This is a genomic window from Riemerella columbipharyngis, from assembly GCF_900101995.1.
GTDB lineage: Bacteria > Bacteroidota > Bacteroidia > Flavobacteriales > Weeksellaceae > Riemerella > Riemerella columbipharyngis.
The window spans coordinates 192,227-211,860 of sequence record NZ_FNAS01000001.1; the positions used below are offsets into that span (position 1 = coordinate 192,227).

General features: G+C 36.5%; 20 protein-coding genes. 16 read left to right on the forward strand and 4 right to left on the reverse strand.

The genetic code is table 11. The features are described from left to right. Nucleotides 1-8 precede the first annotated feature (8 nt). From BLS89_RS00825 to BLS89_RS00860, 10 genes are all read left to right on the forward strand, one after another. Nucleotides 9-380, forward strand: coding sequence for a peptidase associated/transthyretin-like domain-containing protein (locus BLS89_RS00825; RefSeq protein ID WP_092735611.1), 372 nt, complete (start codon nucleotides 9-11; stop codon nucleotides 378-380). Between the two features lie 15 nt (nucleotides 381-395). After that, a complete protein-coding gene (locus BLS89_RS10520; protein ID WP_176763201.1) occupies nucleotides 396-539 on the forward strand; it encodes a hypothetical protein in 144 nt (47 codons plus the stop codon). 600 nt (nucleotides 540-1,139) lie between these two features. Beyond that, a complete protein-coding gene (locus BLS89_RS10360) occupies nucleotides 1,140-1,376 on the forward strand; it encodes a hypothetical protein (RefSeq protein ID WP_143017702.1) in 237 nt (78 codons plus the stop codon). Next, nucleotides 1,337-1,468 (forward strand): DUF805 domain-containing protein, encoded by a 132-nt coding sequence (locus BLS89_RS11305; protein WP_176763202.1) that lies wholly within the window; start codon nucleotides 1,337-1,339, stop codon nucleotides 1,466-1,468. The genes BLS89_RS10360 and BLS89_RS11305 overlap by 40 nt, the downstream gene beginning before the upstream one ends. A 25-nt stretch (nucleotides 1,469-1,493) precedes the next feature. Next, a complete protein-coding gene (locus BLS89_RS00835) occupies nucleotides 1,494-2,087 on the forward strand; it encodes a hypothetical protein (protein ID WP_092735613.1) in 594 nt (197 codons plus the stop codon). Nucleotides 2,088-2,273: 186 nt separating this feature from the next. Then, nucleotides 2,274-2,642 (forward strand): hypothetical protein, encoded by a 369-nt coding sequence (locus tag BLS89_RS00840; protein ID WP_092735614.1) that lies wholly within the window; start codon nucleotides 2,274-2,276, stop codon nucleotides 2,640-2,642. A gap of 126 nt (nucleotides 2,643-2,768) precedes the next feature. Continuing rightward, the gene (locus BLS89_RS00845; RefSeq protein ID WP_092735615.1) at nucleotides 2,769-3,482 is read left to right on the forward strand and encodes a CDP-alcohol phosphatidyltransferase family protein; all 714 of its coding nucleotides are present in this window, start codon (nucleotides 2,769-2,771) and stop codon (nucleotides 3,480-3,482) included. Between the two features lie 4 nt (nucleotides 3,483-3,486). Continuing rightward, nucleotides 3,487-4,251 (forward strand): 3'-5' exonuclease, encoded by a 765-nt coding sequence (locus tag BLS89_RS00850; protein ID WP_092735616.1) that lies wholly within the window; start codon nucleotides 3,487-3,489, stop codon nucleotides 4,249-4,251. An 18-nt stretch (nucleotides 4,252-4,269) separates the two neighbouring features. After that, on the forward strand, nucleotides 4,270-4,875 hold the full coding sequence (locus tag BLS89_RS00855; RefSeq protein WP_092735617.1) for a fumarylacetoacetate hydrolase family protein: 606 nt from the start codon (nucleotides 4,270-4,272) through the stop codon (nucleotides 4,873-4,875). Between the two features lie 41 nt (nucleotides 4,876-4,916). Then, nucleotides 4,917-6,587, forward strand: coding sequence for a glutamine--tRNA ligase/YqeY domain fusion protein (locus BLS89_RS00860; protein ID WP_092735618.1), 1,671 nt, complete (start codon nucleotides 4,917-4,919; stop codon nucleotides 6,585-6,587). A gap of 77 nt (nucleotides 6,588-6,664) precedes the next feature. On the opposite strand, the gene BLS89_RS00865 is transcribed toward BLS89_RS00860, so the two are convergent. Both BLS89_RS00865 and BLS89_RS00870 read right to left on the reverse strand, forming a co-directional pair. Then, a complete protein-coding gene (locus BLS89_RS00865; RefSeq protein ID WP_092735619.1) occupies nucleotides 6,665-6,991 on the reverse strand; it encodes a phage holin family protein in 327 nt (108 codons plus the stop codon). 42 nt (nucleotides 6,992-7,033) lie between these two features. Then, nucleotides 7,034-7,795 (reverse strand): DeoR/GlpR family DNA-binding transcription regulator, encoded by a 762-nt coding sequence (locus tag BLS89_RS00870; RefSeq protein WP_092735620.1) that lies wholly within the window; start codon nucleotides 7,793-7,795, stop codon nucleotides 7,034-7,036. 134 nt (nucleotides 7,796-7,929) lie between these two features. Here BLS89_RS00870 and BLS89_RS00875 point away from each other — a divergent pair, with 134 nt between their 5' ends. From BLS89_RS00875 to BLS89_RS00890, 4 genes are read left to right on the forward strand one after another with little or no spacing between them, the layout of a single operon-like run. After that, on the forward strand, nucleotides 7,930-9,489 hold the full coding sequence (locus tag BLS89_RS00875) for a glycerol-3-phosphate dehydrogenase/oxidase (RefSeq protein ID WP_092735621.1): 1,560 nt from the start codon (nucleotides 7,930-7,932) through the stop codon (nucleotides 9,487-9,489). Between the two features lie 29 nt (nucleotides 9,490-9,518). Next, nucleotides 9,519-10,862 carry a glycerol-3-phosphate transporter gene (gene glpT, locus BLS89_RS00880; RefSeq protein ID WP_092735739.1) on the forward strand — a complete coding sequence of 448 codons (1,344 nt, stop codon included), beginning with the start codon at nucleotides 9,519-9,521 and terminating at the stop codon, nucleotides 10,860-10,862. Between the two features lie 23 nt (nucleotides 10,863-10,885). After that, complete coding sequence (locus BLS89_RS00885) at nucleotides 10,886-12,313, forward strand: glycerophosphodiester phosphodiesterase family protein (protein WP_092735622.1); 1,428 nt, start codon at nucleotides 10,886-10,888, stop codon at nucleotides 12,311-12,313. 54 nt (nucleotides 12,314-12,367) lie between these two features. Continuing rightward, the gene (locus BLS89_RS00890; RefSeq protein ID WP_092735623.1) at nucleotides 12,368-13,726 is read left to right on the forward strand and encodes a porin; all 1,359 of its coding nucleotides are present in this window, start codon (nucleotides 12,368-12,370) and stop codon (nucleotides 13,724-13,726) included. Nucleotides 13,727-13,832: 106 nt separating this feature from the next. Here the strand turns inward: BLS89_RS00890 and BLS89_RS00895 are convergent, their stop codons facing one another. Beyond that, a complete protein-coding gene (locus tag BLS89_RS00895; RefSeq protein ID WP_092735624.1) occupies nucleotides 13,833-14,732 on the reverse strand; it encodes an alpha-2,3-sialyltransferase in 900 nt (299 codons plus the stop codon). 448 nt (nucleotides 14,733-15,180) lie between these two features. Between BLS89_RS00895 and BLS89_RS00900 the strand changes: the two genes are divergently transcribed. Then, nucleotides 15,181-18,012, forward strand: coding sequence for a TonB-dependent receptor (locus BLS89_RS00900; protein ID WP_092735625.1), 2,832 nt, complete (start codon nucleotides 15,181-15,183; stop codon nucleotides 18,010-18,012). 20 nt (nucleotides 18,013-18,032) lie between these two features. Continuing rightward, nucleotides 18,033-19,064 carry a phytase gene (locus tag BLS89_RS00905; protein WP_245688747.1) on the forward strand — a complete coding sequence of 344 codons (1,032 nt, stop codon included), beginning with the start codon at nucleotides 18,033-18,035 and terminating at the stop codon, nucleotides 19,062-19,064. 131 nt (nucleotides 19,065-19,195) lie between these two features. On the opposite strand, the gene BLS89_RS00910 is transcribed toward BLS89_RS00905, so the two are convergent. Then, entirely contained in the window at nucleotides 19,196-19,633 is a 438-nt protein-coding gene (locus tag BLS89_RS00910) for a type I restriction enzyme HsdR N-terminal domain-containing protein (RefSeq protein WP_092735627.1), read from the reverse strand. Between the last annotated feature and the right edge of the window lies 1 nt (nucleotide 19,634).

Consider the following 19,634-nt stretch of genomic DNA (forward strand, 5'->3'; position numbering starts at 1 on the left):
AGAGATATATGAAAAAGATAATCTTGTTATTGATAGTTGGGCTTTTGGTAGCTTGTTCGGGGAAATCAAAAAGGATAAGTAATGATAAGGGCGGATTTTATTCCGAAGACTATTTTGGAGAAGATTGGCAAGATGAGGGGGGGAGTTATAGCAATGGTACATACACAGCAACGGTAGATTATTATAATTCTAAAACAGGATATTCTGCAACTTATACCTTAGATGTAGAGGTGGAAGATGGACAGGTAGTACAGATTGATTTTCCCAATGGAGGGTATTTGGATGATGATCATATAGCCCCTGCTGATTTAGATGAACACGGAAAAACTACCATTTATGGAGAGGACGGAAAAGAGTACGAGATACAAATTGAATACTAAAAACATAGAATAAAAATGAAGAAAATAAATTTACTGTTAGCAGCCATGGGACTTTTGCATATGTCTTATGCCCAAACAGACTGTGAATCTTATTTATCAAAGGAGCAATATTCTGAGGCGTACCATTGCTATAAGCCTTATGCAGAAGCTCAATACTAGGGAGGGTTTATTATGTTAGTCAAGATTACCAAATGGTATGGTAGGGCCTGTGATAAAGGATTGCAAGATGGTTGTGATACGTATAAAGAAATCTAAAGCACTAGGATATTAAAAATGAAAAAAAACATTTTAATCATAATTTTAGGCATACTCCTTTGTGCAGGAGTTTACGGAGCATACGAGTATACTATGGGCGGGCGTTGCAACCCAAATGGGAAATGCAAAGCTTGTACTAATTGTAGCTATTGCAAACATTGCTCAAAAAATAAAGGAACTTGTAGCGTTTGCCGATAGAAAAATATTAAAATGGACAAAATAGTAAAAATTACTTTGGCTTTTTTGCTTTTTAAGTATGTTTAAAAAAAATAATAAAATGGAAAAAAGTATTAAGCAAAGGATTTGAGAAAAATGTTGAATAATTTGACCTACGAAAAGCTCTAAGTACCGATCGAAAAAAAACACGCGTGTTTTTTGGAAAAATGTAGTGTGTTTTTTTTAAAAAGACACGTGTTTTTCGAGAAGCGATAGTTTTGAAATTAAAATAATAAAAAAGAGGAAGCCGAAAATCTTATAGAGTAGGCGGTTTTTAAAATATAAATTATGGAATTTAAAGGAAGATCACGCAGACGCAGTTATTATCCGATAGTTTTTGGAATTGTTTTTCTGGCAACGATAATAAAAATGATAGTGGGGGTTGCATCTACCGCTACTGATGTTGCTCCTGTGATAGTGATTTCTTTTGTGATAGTGATTTCTTTATTTATGAAGTTATTATTATTGCGGTTAGTGTTCCCAGGTTGCACGATGCCGGGTACAGCGGTTGGTATGCCTTATTAGGATTGGTTCCGTTGATATCTTTAATCCCTGTGATAATGTGTATGATGCCGTCGGAGAAAAAAGATAATAAATGGGGTAAGTATGAAAGGTAAGAAGTTAGACTAAAGGTAATAGTGTATGAAAAGATTTTACATTGCAATTTTGTTTTTCTTTTGTGCTCTTTCTTTTGCTCAGTTTAAGCATTATAGTCTTTCAGGGGTAGGGAGTATAAGTATATCCGATGGAATGGAGAAGCAAAGCTCACTTTATAGAGCTAGGGTTGGGGTGCCAGAGGTTCCTGATAAGGTGGTTTTTCAACAGAAAGGATTAAATGACTTGGAAGCATCAGCTACTAATACCTATGCTAGAATAATTGTGGAAACAGAGTATGGTGATTTTGATAAATTATCTTCTGTTCCGGTGGAGCTGTCTCAGGAGGATAAAGAATATATAAGGTATGGCATTGCCAATACATTATCATTACAGGGACAGAAACTTATTAAGTTTTTGGGTATTAATTCAGTTGTTGTTAATCGTCAAGCTTGTATAAAGATTTCATATATTCGTCAGCTAAACGATAACCCACTTGTGAGGGTAGATTATTATTTATTTGAAAATGGAAATAAAATGCATAAGCTGGCAATTTCTTATAGGTTAAATGAAAGTGAGAGATGGAAATCTTTGCTGGAAAAATCTGTGAAATCGTTTAAAATAGAAAACCATAAGTGGTGATTTTTTAGAGTACGTTGTGTTTATTTCAAAAGAATTTTATACCGTACTCTTTTTGGGTGCTTTCCCAATAGCCATTATTACTTTTTTGGCAGGGTATTGGGTAGAGGCTTATAAAAAAATTCTCCTACAGAAGTAGAGAAACAAAAGAAACATCGACAAGGGATTTTAGAAAAAGAAATCCATGAATTGGAAGATGAAATTCTGCAATTAGATTCTGAATTGAGTAAAAACAAACAGCAAGAAAACGATTTAAGCACAGATATTAACACTCTAAAAACAGAAATTGATACTATTAACGCTGAAGAACAAAGTAAGAAACAAGAATTAGACAAAAAGTATAAGGATAAGATAGATAAATTAAAAAATATATTAGATAGTTATTTATCAAAAGTAGAAAAAGGAGGCGAAGATTTACTAAAAGCAGCATTGGAAGGGAAAATTAGTGTGTTCAAAAAAGGATTTTTCAGCTTTCTTACGGGCTATTATTCTGAAAATGAGTCTAAGAACAGAATACAAGCGATTGATGAAAAACTTGAAAAATGGTTTGATAATTAAGAGAGAAACAGACATTATGTGAAAATTTGTATTTGACCGAAATATAGATCTCTTCGAAATAAACCTTATTGGATAATACACTACGGAGATATAGGTTAATAGAAAATCATTTCCTACTTTTGCAGTATGAATTTTATCCGAAATAATACGGCTAATGCTCTTACTCTTGCAAATCTTTTCTCGGGGTGCGTGGGAGCTGTCCATCTAATAGATGGGGCTTATCAAGTAACGGCGGTTTGTCTGGTGCTTTCTCTTATTTTTGATTTTTTTGATGGTTTTGTGGCAAGGGCTCTGAATGCTAATTCGGAGCTCGGAGTGCAGCTGGATTCTTTGGCCGATATGGTGAGCTTTGGTGTAGTACCGGGGCTTGCGATGTATTATATGCTCACGCCTTTTGGCAATCATTTATTCGGTGTAGAATTACCTTTTGGTGTTAGATATTTGGGGCTGTTTATAACCTTGTTCTCTTGTCTTAGATTGGCTATTTTTAATATTGACACAGAGCAAAAATATTGTTTCAAAGGACTTAATACCCCGAGTAATACGGTACTGATATTTGGGCTTCTATATGCTTTTAAAGAAAATAATGCTTTTTCTTTTTTGATGAATAACGAAGTGCTGCTGGTTCTTCTTACGCTAGTTTCCTCTTGGCTTTTGGTAAGCCCGATAAAAATGATAGCGATGAAGCTGAAAACCAAAACTCTGAAAGATAATTATTCTAAAGTGTTCTTGCTCTTGGGCGGAGTCCTTATTCTGATATTTTTCGGTGTTGTAGGTATTCCATTATTGGTTATTTATTATATTATAATATCTCTTATTTTTCATAAAGAATTAAATTGAACAAATGAATCTTAAACTTACCAGACCGCTTTGTGTTTTTGATTTGGAAACTACCGGTACGAATGTTACCAAAGACCGTATCGTAGAGATATGTGTGCTAAAAGTAATGCCGGACGGCTCCCGCGAGTCCAAGACTTGGCTTGTAAATCCGGAGATGCCTATTTCGCAGGAGTCCTCTTCTGTACACGGTATTACAAACGAAGATGTAAAAGATGCCCCTACTTTCAAAATGATAGCTCCAAAGGTGATGGAGATGCTTTCAGGCTCGGATTTGGGCGGCTTTAATTCTAATCGCTTTGATGTGCCTCTACTTGTGGAGGAGCTTCTGAGGGCAGGCATAGACTTTGATATGAGTAAATTCCGGTTGGTAGATGCCCAAGTGATTTATCATAAAATGGAACCGCGAAATCTTACTGCAGCGTACAGGTATTATTGCGATAAAAATTTGGAGGGTGCTCACTCGGCAGAGGCTGATACATTAGCTACCTTTGAGATTTTGGACGCACAAGTAGGGAAATATGAAGAGGTACCCAACGATATTGCCGAATTAAGCGAATTTTCTTACCACCAAAAAAATGCTGACTTTGCAGGGTTTATTGCCTTTAATGATAATGGCGAAGAAATCTTTACTTTCGGTAAGCACAAAGGACGCTTGGTAACAGATGTCCTGAAACAAGAAGCCAGCTACTACAGCTGGATGCAGAACGCTGATTTTCCTCTTTATACCAAAAAAGTGCTTACGGGGATTTACTTGAAAATGAAATTTTAATCCAATATATATTTACTGATGAAGATTATTTGCATCGGAAGGAATTACACTGAACACGCCAAAGAATTAGGAAACGAAGTTCCCGAAAAACCGGTGATTTTCATTAAGCCGGATACTGCAATCCTCAAAGGAAATGACTTCTATATCCCCGAATTTTCTCAGGATATCCACTATGAGTTGGAAGTAGTGCTGAAGATAGCGAAAGGAGGGAAGTACATACGGCGTGAAAATGCAGGGAAACATTATCAAGAAATTGCATTGGGGATTGATTTTACTGCTAGAGATTTGCAATCGGAACTGAAGTCCAAAGGATTACCTTGGGAGCTAGCAAAAGGATTTGATGGCTCTGCGGTGGTGAGTCCGTTTTTTGATAAAACAAAATTTAATCTTTCATCATTAAATTTTCAATTGCAAAAAAATAAAACCCCAGTCCAAGACGGAAATACCGGCAATATGCTGTTTTCATTTGACGAGATTATAGCCTTTGTGTCCCAATATTTTACCCTTCGCGTAGGGGATTTGATTTTTACTGGAACCCCCAAAGGTGTAGGCAGGGTAGAGGAAAATGATGTATTGGAAGCGTATTTGGACTCGTGTAAAGTTTTGGATATTCGGATAATGTGAAAAAATCCCTAAATTTGTACCCTTAGAATAGGAACTAAAAAATGGAAGAAGAAAAGAAAGCACTCAATTTCATTGAGCAAATAATAGAACAGGATTTGGAAAACGGTTTGGCAAAAAACCAACTTAGATTTCGTTTTCCGCCTGAGCCCAACGGCTACCTTCATGTAGGGCATACCAAAGCAATTTGTATTAATTTCGGTTTGGGAGAGAAATACAATGCCCCTGTCAATCTCAGATTTGATGACACTAATCCCGAAAAGGAGGAGCAAGAGTTTGTGGATTCCATAAAAAAAGATGTGGAATGGCTCGGTTTCAAATGGGATAGGGAGGTCTATGCTTCCGATTATTTCCAACAGCTCTACGAATGGGCAGTGGAGATGATAAAGCAAGGGAAGGCTTATGTAGATGAACAGTCCTCGGAGGAGATTACAGCTCAGAGAAAAACGCCTTTCGAGGAGGGTGTGCCGTCGCCTTACAGAGACAGGCCAATAGAGGAGTCTTTGGCGCTTTTTGAGCGTATGAAAAACGGTGAATTTGAAGAGGGCGCAATGAGCCTTCGTGCCAAAGTGGATATGGCTTCGCCTAATATGAATATGAGGGATCCTGTGATGTACAGAATATTGAAACGCCCGCACCATAGAACGGGCAGCCAGTGGAAAATTTATCCTATGTACGATTGGGCACACGGAGAAAGTGATTATATAGAGCAAATCTCGCACTCGCTTTGTTCGCTGGAATTTGAAAACCACAGACCTCTTTATAATTGGTATTTGGAGCAAGTCGCTGATGAGACAAAACTTAAACCGAAACAAAGAGAGTTTGCCCGAATGAATGTGGCCTATATGATTACTTCTAAACGAAAACTTCAGCGTTTGGTCGCAGAGAAAGCGGTAACCGGCTGGGACGACCCCAGAATGCCTACCATATCGGGAATGAGAAGATTGGGCTACACCCCGAAAGCGATTAGAAACTTTATAGAAAGGGTAGGGGTGGCTAAAAGGGAAAACCTGATAGACATTCAGCTGTTGGAGTTTTTTGTAAGAGAAGATTTGAACAAAATAGCCAACCGAATGATGGCGGTGATAGACCCTGTAAAATTAGTCATAGAAAACTATCCTGATAACGAGGAGGAGTGGCTGGAAACGGAGAATAATCCGGAAGACGAAAATGCAGGTACGCGAAAAATTCCTTTTTCAAAAGAACTTTATATAGAAAGGGAGGATTTCCGAGAAGAAGCCAATAGAAAGTTTTTTAGGCTAAAATTGGGCGGCGAAGTGCGTCTGAAATCTGCCTATATCATCAAGGCAGAAAGGTTAGAGAAAGATGAAAATGGAAACATTACGACCATTTATGCCTCATACGATCCTAAGAGTAAATCGGGTAGCGGAACAGAGGAGAGCTTGAGAAAAGTGAAAGGAACATTGCACTGGGTATCTGCCAAGCATGCATTACCTGTGGAAGTTCGTATATACGACAGACTGTTTACCATTCCTCAGCCGGATGCAGAGAAAGAAAGGGATTTTATGGAATTTATCAATCCGAACTCTTTGGTAACGGTTCAAGGGTTTGCAGAGCCGTCTCTCAAGAATGCTAAAATAGGCGAGCCTTTGCAGTTCCAGAGAATAGGGTATTTTACCAAAGATGAAGATTCTACAGAGGAAAGAATGGTGTTTAATAGAACGGTAACATTAAAGGATTCGTTCAAAATATAAACAAACGCGCTGTAAGGACATAAAAAAAGCTGCCCGATTTTGGTAGCTTTTTATTTTAATATATGGGAGATTAAAGTTTACTTTTGACTTACAAAAAGTGAAGTTACGAAGGATAATATTACCCCAAAAAGCATTGCATACCAAAAGCTATCAAACTGTACCCCACTGATAAGATACCCTGCTAATACGATGATAATGGTATTGATAACAAGGGAGAATAAGCCTAAGGTAAGGATAGTGAGCGGCAGCCCAATGAAATCCAAAAAGGGTTTTACCACAGCATTGAGTACGCCCAAAACAATTATAAATAAAGCAGCCGTCCAAATACTGGCGATATGAACACCGGGAAGAAGCCTTTGCAACAAAAAAGCCACTACTGATGATACTAATAATCTTATAATCATAATTTAAAAATTTTTACTATAATTTTTTTATAGATTAAAAAACTATGCCAAAATTACTTGGATTCCATATTTTTCCATTGTTGTTTTTGTTTCTTCATTTAGATTTTTGTTTGTGATAATGAAATCAATGTCTTTTAACGGGCAAATATGACTAAGCCCTTTTTTTCCAAATTTAGAATGGTCGGCTAGAATATAAGTTTTACTGACATTTTTTATCATTAGTTTGTTAAGGTAAGCTTCAGCGTTATTGGAAGTTGATATTCCAAAGTCTAAATCCAAACCGTCTATACCTAAGAAAAGTTTATTTGCGGATATTTCTTGCATTAGTTCTTGAGCTACCGGACCTACGGTGGATTGAGATGATTTTCTGACATCACCACCGATTTGTATCACATTTACTTTTTCGTATTGACAAAGTGTAGAGGCTATCAATAATGAAGAAGTGATTACCGTAATGTTTTTGTCTTTAGGAAAATGTTCTACCATATTAAGAACTGTAGTTCCGGAGCCAAGTATAATTACATCGTTGTCTTCTATGAAGTTGGTAGCTTTCATTGAGATAAGATGTTTTTCGGATTTGTTTAGATGCTGTTTATGGCTCAAAGGTTTGTCCACTACATAGGGATTAACCAAGGTGGCTCCACCGTGATTTCTAAATAATAAACCTTTTTTTTCTAAAAGATTGAAGTCTTTTCGGATGGTAACTTCTGAAACATTTAGCTCTTTTGCTATGCCTGCTACCAAGACATAGTTTTCGTTTTTTAGCTTGTCCAATATGTATTGATGCCTTTTTACTAATCTCATAATAAAGAGTTTAATACTTTTGATAGTTCAAATATAATTATTTTTAATAAATAAAAGATGATTTATTTCATATTGTTTCGTTTGATTGTGTTTTGTTATCTTTGTGGGTGAAAAGTAAGTAAAGGTGTATTTTTATGAAAAGAGATGAAATTATTAGAAATTTTGAGAAGCAGAATGAAAGTGTATGGGATTTAGTCGTAATTGGCGGAGGGGCTACAGGTCTCGGTATTGCAATAGATTCGGTTTGTAGGGGGTATAAGACATTATTACTCGAGCAAAGTGATTTTGCTAAATCCACTTCTAGTAAAAGTACTAAATTGGTACACGGAGGTGTACGCTATATGGCACAAGGGTATATTGATTTGGTAAAAGAAGCGTGCAAAGAAAGAGGTTTGTTGCTAAAGAATGCACCGCATCTTACGAGAAATTTAACTTTTGTAATTCCTGTTTATTCTTGGAAAGACAGATGGATGTACACGATAGGATTGAAGTTTTACGATTTTTTAGCAGGAAAGTTAAGTTTGGGAAGCTCTTATTTTATAAATAAAAATAAAACCATTCAGCATTTGCCTACGGTGAAAAAAGAAAACTTGAAAGGAGGAATTGTCTATCACGATGGGCAGTTTGATGATGCTCGTTTAGCTCTTAATCTTGCTCAAACAGCTATAGAAAGAGGAGCAGTGGTATTAAATTATGCCAAAGTAACAGGTTTGTCTAAAGATTCAGAAGGGTATTTGAATGGGGTGGATTTCAGAGATGAAATATCTGGTGAAAAATATCAAGTAAAAACAAAAGCAGTCGTTAATGCTACAGGAGTATTTGCCGATGATATTAATAAAATGGATCACGGGACGGATAAAAAAACAATTAGTCCCAGCCAAGGTATTCACCTTATGATAGATAAAAAGTTTTGCCCTACAGATTCTGCTGTGATGATACCCAAAACAGATGATGGCAGAGTGTTGTTTGCTGTGCCTTGGCATAATAAAATTATTTTGGGAACTACGGATACTCCTGTAAAAAGAGAATCATTAGAGCCAATTCCGTCTGACAAAGAGATACAATTCATTCTGAATACGGCAAAAAATTATCTTAATCCGGCACCCACAAGAGCGGATATACAGAGTGTGTTTGCGGGACTAAGACCTTTGGCTGCAGCTGAAGAAGGGCAAAAAACTAAAGAAGTATCCAGAAGTCATAAAGTATTGGTCGCTCCTTCTCGCTTAGTAAGCATCGTAGGAGGTAAGTGGACTACTTACAGGAAAATGGCGGAGGATACTATGCAAAAAGTAGAAGAAACTATGCAGTGGAAAAAAACAAAATCTAATACAGAGCATCTGAAAATACACGGCTATAGAGAAGGGACTTCTCAAGATAATCCAATGTACTTCTACGGAAGTGATGAGAAGTATGTCCAAGAATTAACTACGAATACACCATATGGAAATGAAATGCTGAGTGAAGCATTAAATATTAAAAAAGTACAAGTGGTATGGGCGGTAAGAAATGAAATGGCAATGAATGTAGAGGATGTGTTGTCACGGAGAACCAGAGCACTGCTGCTCGATAGGGAAGAAGCACTAAGGATAGCACCGGAAGTAGCCGAGATTATGGCTGTAGAACTAGGAAAAGACCAAAAATGGGTGGATGCTCAAGTCTTAGAATTTAATCGATTAGCTTCTATTTATCAATAAATATAATGTTAAATATAAAACCAATAATAATGAAATCATTTTTAGAACCACCTAAGCATATTCTACTCTTATCCAAAGATAAGATAGACAGTGTTTATAAAAGTAAACGGATGCAAGTTTTTATAGGTATATTCATAGGCTATGCAGGATATTATCTTGTAAGGAAAAATTTTTCTTTAGCAATGCCTCATCTGGAGCAATCCGGATTTACTAAGGAGAGTTTAGGGCTAGTACTTTCGGCAAATGCTATTGCTTACGGGCTTTCTAAGTTTATTATGGGAGGGATTTCGGATAGGAGTGATGCTAGGAAATTCTTAGCCTTGGGGCTTATACTTTCTTCATTAGCAACTTTTTTGCTGGGAACGGCATTTGGGGTGTCTTCTATTGCAATTATGTTTATGCTTCAGTTTCTTATTGGTTGGTTTCAGGGAATGGGATGGCCGCCTTGTGGCAGGGTAATGACGCATTGGTTTTCTCAGAACGAGAGGGGAACAAAAATGTCTTTTTGGAATGTGGCACATAATGTAGGGGGAGGACTTATGGGGCCGCTAGTGATGTATGGTACATTATGGTTTGGATCTTGGCAGAAAGGTGCGTTTTGGTTTCCTGCGATAGTGGGAATTGTCATTGCTCTAATATCATTGTTATTGGTAAGAGATACGCCTCAGTCCTGCGGATTGCCACCTATTGAAGAATATAGAAACGATTATCCAAATAATTATTCCAAAACCTTTGAGGAAGAACTCTCCACTAAGGAAATCTTTTTGACTTATGTTCTTAGAAATAAAATGTTATGGTTTATAGCTATTGCTAATGCATTTGTATATTTAGTACGCTATGGAGTTCTTGATTGGGCACCTACTTATCTTGAGAGTGTAAAACATTACAATATAAAAGAAGTAGGCTGGGCCTATTCTGCTTACGAGTGGGCAGCTATTCCCGGGACTATTGTGTGTGGTTGGCTTAGTGATAAAGTATTCAGAGGCAAACGCTCTATTACTACAATTATCTATATGCTTTTAGTGATGGTATTTGTGTTTGTCTATTGGAAAAATATGGATAATAAATTCTTGGACGGAGTGGCTCTAATAGCCATAGGTTTTCTGGTGTATGGGCCTGTAATGCTCATAGGTGTGCAAGCATTGGATTTAGCACCTAAAAAAGCTGCAGGAGCCGCCGCAGGACTTACCGGTCTATTAGGGTACTTATTGGGTACAGCTATTTTAGCCAATATTACCATAGGGTATTTAGTGGAACATTATGGCTGGGATGCAGGGTTTATGTTGCTTATCGTAGCGTGTGTGCTTTCTATCGTATTTGTAGCATTCACTTATGGAGAAGAAAAAAGAACATTAGAAAACAGTAAAAAATAATTTTAACTTAATAAATTTTCATTATGCTAAAAAATGTATTAAAAGCAAGTTTAGCCGTATGTCTTGTAACTATGGTATCTTGTAACTCAGATCGGGAAGTGCAAAATCCTGATATTGATGCTAGTAAAGTGGAGGTAAAGCAACTTTCATCAGAAATGATTAAGGTACGTGATTATGTACCAGAGAATGCCGTTATTGCCCATAGGGGATCTACATTTTGGACACCTGAAGAGACAGAAGCCGCATACAGATGGGCTAGAGAAATAGGTGCCGATTATATGGAGGCAGACTTGCAAGTTTCTAAAGATGGCGTAGTTTTGGCTTTGCACGATGACAACCTAAGAAGAACCACTAATATTGAAACTGTCTATGGGGAACACTTGCCGGCAGATAGAAAACAATATTACTTAGAATTAGGTTACTCTTCTAAAGAAGCAGACGAAAAAGTGGAAGCAGATAGAAAATCTTTTATTCCTAATTTACCAAGTTCTTATACTTATTCCGAATTATTAAAACTTGATGCAGGTTCTTGGTTTAATGATGCTAATCCAGAAAGAGCACAAGCAGGATTTATAAAGCAGCATCAATATATCTCTTCATTAGAAGATTTGATTATGTATGCTAAAGGGTATAAATTAGAAAGAGATGCTTCTACAGGCGAAAGAGCAGCTACTAAAATGACCCTTACAAGCGAAACTATGAAACACCCATTGTCAGGTGCGGTAGAGAGAATCGTTAAATATGATACAAAATATGTAAAAGACGATCAAGACAGAGGAAACCGTCCAGGGATTTATATTGAGTTCAAAGAACCATGGCTTAATCCTTCTACTATGGAGAAAATGGTGTATGATGAGCTAGATAAATATGGAATGAATGTCATCACTAAACGCGAGGTGGATAATACCCCATTCTATGTTGATGGCAAAGTGAATGTAGGAAACACCAATGGTAAAGTAATTTTGCAGACATTCTCTCTTGAAAGTTTAGGAAGAATTAAAAATTTCTTCAAAGGTCAAGTGCCTACATGTTTCCTACTGTGGAAAGGAAATGGTGCTACGGATATCTCTGACGACTCACCTCAAGGGTATGCTTCTTTCATTAACTTAGGAGTAGATAATTTGGCTCATTTCATAGGTCCGTCTATTGCAGGAGCACCTAATAATTATCCTGAATTATTAAAACCGTGGCAAGCAAGTCTCATTAGACGCTCTAAAATGAAAATACACCCATATTCATTTGATACAACAGACCAAATGAAAAAATATTTTGGAGATTATAACTATGGTAATCAGATAGGAGATCTAGCGGCACCACCTTATTGCGATGCAATGTTTACCAATAGAGCAGAAGAAACGCTGCATTACTATATAGAAAAAAATGCTAGAAACTTGGCTGCATCCAAGAATGTAGAGGAAGCTACTGAACTTTTAAAAAGATTAGGATACTAAAAATGATTAACCCTATAAAAGAGAATTTCTCTAAACAACATTAATTTTAAATTTATGAAAAAGAATATTATACTGGCAGCAGTGCTTACATTAGGAGCAGTAGGACATATGTTTGCACAAGATAAAGCGGCTATTAAGCCCTATCATATTTACGAAGATAAAGATAATGATATTAGCATCACTTTGGGAGGGAGATTTTTTACCGACTTGTCATACAATACAAGTGATTTTACTCCGGTGAAATCAGGTACTAATATTGCAGATGCTCGTCTTAGGACTTCATTAACTTTTAAGAATTGGTACTTTTACGGTGATTTTGATTTTGGTGGAGGTAAGTTTCATCAAAGAAATTTATTCGTAAGGTATTATTTGAAGAATGATGAAGAAAGTTCTAAAAGTCTTAAATTTGGTTACTATGCAGAGCCATTTTCTATGAATCTTAATACAAGTGAATACGCGATGAAGTTCATCAATCGTCCTTCTACAGTATTTGCTTTAGGTAATTTTAGAGCTTTAGGTCTTACTTATAAATATTATAATAATCACTTCTTTTCAGATCAGGGTATTTTTACAGAAGATGTGTTAGAGAACAAAAAACCGGCAGGTAACCAAAGCTGGAATGTAACAGGCCGCTATGTATATATCCCTGTAAATACACCGGATCTTACACTACATATAGGTGGCTCATTGAGGTATAAGCAAAATAATGGAGGAGAATTGATTAATGAAGGTAAAACGCTGAAAACCAATCAGTATATCTCTTCTTCCTTAGAAATGGGAGATCATAACGGGCAATTCCTAAGTGCAAATATTCCTTGGGCTAATAAACTTTATAAAGTAGGCTTTGAAGGATTGGTAAGGATGCCTAGATTCTTTGCAAGAGGAGAGTACATTATGCAAAAAATAACCAAAAAGAGACCAGACCAAGAGCTTTTTGATGCTCAATTGGGTGGGCTTTGGAGCTGGACTACTCTTAAGAGTTGGCAAAAGGCTAACCCTCTAGACGATTCTAAGGCTAATGGTGGTTACTTAGAATTGGGCTATTTACTTAATGATAAGTCTCACTATAAATACAATAGAGAGTTTGCTCTTATAGGAGGTAATTATGATCCGGGAGCATTTGAGGTCGTTGCTAGATATAGTTACACTAACTTAAATGACATCAAGGAAGGGGATGTTTTTCTAAAAGGCAAAAACAAATTCTATCCTGGTGGAAAAATAATAGATTATCCTAATGAATCAATGAGTATTGCAGGAGGTAAGGCTCATTCTGCTACAGTCGGCATCAATTATACCATCAATAGACACGCTATAATTTCTGCAGACTATACTTATACTCGTTTAGACAATCCGTACTTTCCGAATGATAAAAACTTTAATTCTATACAAGCAAGAATGATGTTTTCTTTCTAATGTTATTAGAAGAGTTTAATAAAAGGAGGGTGCCCAAATTTTTGGGTACCCTCTTTTTTATTTGATTATAATAAAAACAGAGTATTCAAAAAAAGAGATCTCTATTTTATTTATTAGTCGTTAAAAAACTTTTTAGTAATCTTTTTATGTAGTTTTTAGCTTTTTGAAGAAATGAGGGGTTAGGTTTTGGAGGAGCTTCCTTAGAAACACGATTGAGTATATCAATCTTTCCATAGGCTACCGGAGATGGAATAAAAAGATCGTTGATAAAATTTTCAGGCTTGGGAAGAATGGGAAAGCCCAAGTGTAATCTGGTTGCAAGAGGTATATATTGATTGATCGGGCTGTTTGGGCAAACACTATAAAACTTGATATCATATTTTTTTTGTAAAAATAACAAAGCTTCGATATCATAATTGATAGAGTGCAGGTAACTTTTAGATAGCTCTTGGCTAAATTCAGGCTTTTTCTTCAAAAGATTACTTGATTTACTATTAAAGGCATAGTCTTTATCACCTATATAAAAGTCTATCCCGGCTATGTATATCTTTTTGTATCCTAAAGCAATAGCAATAGCACACATATAGATACCACTGGTTATTCTTCGGTCGTTATAAATCTCATTATATCTGAAAAAAGAATTGAAATCTTTAAGATTTTTAAAAATATCATAACCATAAATGCAATCTACAAAAATTTTATCAAAATTTTCTTTAGAATATCTGTCTGTATCGCAAAAGCCAAGAGTCGAGCATACAATGTTTTCTATATCGTATTCATTGTTACTTATTAGTTGTTTTGAAGTGTAGTATTGCTCAAAAAACAAAGAAGGATTATAGAAAGCGTATTTTACATCCTTTCCTAAAAAATATTTCTCTTCAAAATAAAACTGATTGCATCTAAAGATATCCAATTGATCGAGTTCTGGCAACAAGCTATAATCGATATTAGAAAGGCTGGGGCCGTTTCCTGCAACAACAGCTATTTTTTCTATTTTATCCTTCATTATATTATTGATTAGTTCTGTATTTTTAACAAAAGTATTCAAACATAATATCGTCTAAATTCAGCTATTCTTCTTCCGCAAAGATAATAATTTTGATTGATTTTGAGAGTGATAAATTGGGGTGTTTGTTCTTTTTAATTTTGAAAAAAAAGATAAAAAAGTATGGTGAAAGTTAAGAAAATGAGGCATATAAGAAACAATGTAGATGTTTAGTATGTAGGTAATTTGAACGAAATGTTTAGATGGGGCTTTTGGTATGATTTGCCGATAAATACGAGTATCTAATAATTTTTTTAGATTTGGTCTAATGCATTACGGTTTATGTATGTTAATGAAATATTAACTAAGGTGCGTATAATAAGGTTTTAGTTAAAAAATAATTAAAAGATAGTTAATGATTTGGTAACATATATTTGGAAGCTGTTGGGCTAATTTTGCAAAAAAACAAATGAAAAAAGTTTTACTTTCTGCTTTCTTATGTACTTCCTTTTGCTTGTATTCTCAGACGGGAACGCTGTCAGGGAATATTAACGACAATTCTAAAATAGCACTTCCGGGAGCCAAATTAGTCTTAATTCCAGGTGATCACTACACCACTTCGGATGAGAATGGGAATTTTGTTTTCTTAAATATTCCCACAGGACATTACGAACTTCATGCAGATTATTTAGGCTATGGGAAAAAGGTTTTTCAGGTGGATATTTCCGAGAATCGGGACACGCATCAGAATATAGTCTATACAATGGAAAAAGCAAAAAATGAGGGTAGGGTGAAAACGATTTCTGAGGTTCTAATTGTAGGGATTTCACGACAAAATCAAGCCAGAGCTCTAAGCAAACAAAAATCTAACTCTAATATTACTAACATCGTTTCTTCCGACCAGGTAGGAAAGTTTCCAGATTCCAATATTGGAGATGCCCTGAAAAGGGTTTCTGGCATTACGATGCAAAACGACCAAGGCGAGGCAAGAAATATCATCATAAGGGGGCTGGCACCGGAACTCAACTCGGTAACGCTGAACGGAAGCCGTATCCCATCTGCAGAAGGTGATAATAGAAATGTGCAGATGGACCTCATCCCATCGGATATGATCCAGATGATAGAAGTCAATAAAACTTTGACATCAGACCAAGATGCCGATGCCATAGGAGGATCGGTAAACCTAATCACAAAAACAGCAGCCAATAAAGAGCGTATTTCATTGTCTCTGGCTTCGGGCTATAATCCTATTAGAAATAAGGCTTTGTTTACCAATAGCTTCCTCTATAGTAATCGTTTTTTGGGGAAGAAATTAGGTTGGGTAATCAATACCTCTTATAATAATAACGACTACGGCTCTAATAATGCAGAAGCTATCTGGTCTCAAGATAAAAATGGGAAAGTGTATGTCTCTCAGTTAGATATCAGAAAATATGATGTGAGAAGAGAGCGAAAAAGTATAGGAACGGACTTTGATTTTAAAATCAATACCCGTAATAATGTTCGCTTTTCGGCAATGTACAATTGGCGGGACGACTGGGAAAACAGATATCGTATGCGTATAAAAAAAATTAAACCTTTGGCTAATGATGCTGGGTATGAAGGAAGAATAGAAAGACAAACAAAGGCGGGAATTCTGAATCATAAAAATAAAGGAGCTCGTCTGGAGCGTCAGATTATGCAAAACTACTCATTGAGAGGAGAGCATATTTTGGGAAGTAAAATGGAACTAAACTGGACCGCGGCTTACTCCAAAGCAGAGGAACAAAGACCAAATGAGAGATATATGTCTTTCAGTACCGATAAGAAAAAATTGGTTCGTTTTGACGAGGATTTTGGTACAGAGATGCAGCCATTGTACACTCCGGTAACAGAACCTGCTCTTGAACAATACAAATGGGATAAACTAACCGAGCAAAATGCAATTACTTACGAAGAAGAGATTACTGGTAAAGTAAATATGAGAATTCCTCTTTCTGTAATTGACGGGCAAAAAGGAAGACTTAGATTTGGTGCAAAAACAAGACTTAAACTAAAAAAACGCGATAAAGATTTCTTTAATTATCAGCCCAAATCTCCGAACAGCATAGGCACTTTGGCAGAAATATCCCCTGCATTTTGCGGAAACGAAGGTTGGAATCCTATATCTAAGTATGTGCCGGGATATTTTCCGTCTCGAACTTATATAGGGGGATTAGACCTTAATAATTCTGAACTGTTTACTAAGGAAGACCAGCCTGCGGAATACTTGTCGGCAAACTATAGTGCTAAGGAAAATATCTATGCAGGATACCTTAGATGGGACCAAAATATTACTCGGAATTTCTCTTTCATTACGGGGCTTAGGGTAGAAAATACTCAGACAGATTATGCGGGAAATATTATCCAGAGTGAAGACAAGCTGAAAGGAAGCAGAGAGGTTAAAAACAGCTATACCAACTACTTGCCGAATATCAGCTTCAAATATACGCCGAAAGAAAACCTTGTCCTAAGAATGGCTTACACCACCGCGATAGCAAGACCCAACTACTACCGTCTGTCGCCATTTGTAAATGTAATTCCTACGGACAAAGAAGTAGTGGCAGGAAATCCGAACCTCAAATCCTCTTACTCTCATAATTATGATTTTATGGCAGAGTATTATTTCAAATCAGTAGGGATTATTTCTTTGGGAGGTTTTTATAAAAAAATCAACAATTTTATATACGACTATCGAGACAGCCAGTACAACTATGATAAGTTTGCAAAAGATTTCTCGGATATTGAAAATCAGTTAGACCCGGGTGAAGTCTATTCTTATTCCCAATCTAGAAACGGGCAGAGCGTTTCGGTTTACGGTTTTGAGGCTTCCCTGCAAAGACAGCTGGATTTCTTGCCGGGGCTATTGTCTCACTTGGGCGTGTATCTCAATTATACTTATACGAAATCTGTTGCTAAGGGAATTTATTCCAGCGGAGGAGTACTTAGAGAGGGGCTGATGCTGCCTGGTACGGCACCTAATATTTTTAATGCTTCATTGTCTTGGGAAAACAAACGTTTTTTGGCAAGAGTTTCTCTCAATCACACTTCTGCTTATTTAGACGAGTTGGGAGACAGCTCTTTTTACGACAGATATTATGATAAGCAGACATTTTTAGACGCCAATGCTTCTTTTGCAATCACTCGCCGTATGAGGGTTTTCGTAGAGGCTAATAATCTTACAAACCAGCCACTAAGATATTATCAAGGACAGTATGCGAGAACAATGCAGATGGAATACTATAAGCCGCGTTATACTATGGGACTTAAATTTGATTTTTAATGAAAATAAAAATGCTTGAAATGAGATATAATTTATGGATAAATTTAACAGTATTGTGTTCATTATGTGCTTGTAAATCACAACAGTATAAGATAAAGCCGGCAGTCGTTACCCAAAAGGTAAACTACGATACAGACGACCCTGCCATATGGATAAACCCGAATGACCCTTCGAAAAGTTTGATTGTGGGAACGGACAAAGATACCAATGGCGGTCTTTTTGTATTTGACTTAGATGGGAAAATAGTTCGTAAGGTATTAGGACTGAAAAGACCCAACAATGTAGATATAGAATACGGTTTTATGCTAAAAAACAAGACGGTAGATATTGCCCTTACGACGGAGAGAGAGACCAATAAAGTGAGGATATTTACTCTACCTGATATGGAAGAAGTGGGGGATTTTAGTGTATTTGACGGAGAAAAGCAAAAGGGTCCCATGGGGATAGCTATGTATAAAAATCCTAAAACTAAAGAAATATATGCCGTTGTAGGTCGGAAGTCGGGACCGTCCGACAATTACCTCTGGGAATACAAATTGGTCGAGAACAATGGGTGTATAACGGGGGAATTCGTACGCAAGTTTGGTAAATACAGTGGCAAAAAAGAGATAGAATCCATAGCGGTAGATGATGCACTGGGCTATGTGTATTATTCAGATGAAAAATACGGCGTACACCAATACTATGCCGATCCATCTATGGGAAATCAGGAGTTGTCAGTTTTTGGAATAGGTGATTTTGTTTCCGATGTAGAAGGGATTTCCATCTATCCCACTTCTGATAAGACAGGCTATATATTGGTCTCAAACCAGCAGGCAGACACATTCAATGTTTATAGGAGAGAAGTTCCTGAATCCGGAAGAATTGCGGAAATTCCGGTAATGACTTCCGAGAGTGATGGATCGGAAGTATCTCCGGTTCATTTCAGCGAGCGTTTCCCAAAAGGAATATTTGTGGCAATGAGCAACGGAAAAGTGTTCCATATCTACGATTGGCAAGATATAGAGCGAGAAATAAAACGCCAAATTCAAAAGAATAAATCTGGGATGTAATAAAGTCTATTATATTGATTTCATTAGTTTTAGAGCCTGTTAATTTTTAGCAGGCTTTAATTTTAATGATTGGTGTGGTTTTTCGTAGAAATGTTTTTCCGGGGGCTTCTGGAGTTTTTGTCTCTATTTTTTTAGCTTTTGTTTTTGTCCCAAAATCTATATTCTCCATTTCGATAGTGTGTAAAAATATGTTGTAGCCCGTTGCTTAGTATGATTTCTGGCGCTTGGATTACGCTGTTGTATCTTGCGGCTTGTTCGAAAGTAGCTTCGGAAAGTGTGATATTGGGTGCTTTGCATTCTAATAGAATAAAAGGCTCTGTTTTTTGGGTTACTAATAAATCTATTCTTTTGGAGGTATTGTTGATGTTTATTTTTTGCTCCAATATCAGTGCTGATAGGGCATAGCCTTCGGTGTAATGGAAGTGATGAACCCAATGTTGCCTTACCCATTCTTCCGGCGTAAGGACTATCCAAGATTTTCTTAGTATGTCGTAAATAAAAAATGTATCTTTGTCTCTCTTAATATTAAAATTAAAATCGGAGTCAAAATTAAGTTTTGGAAGTTGCATC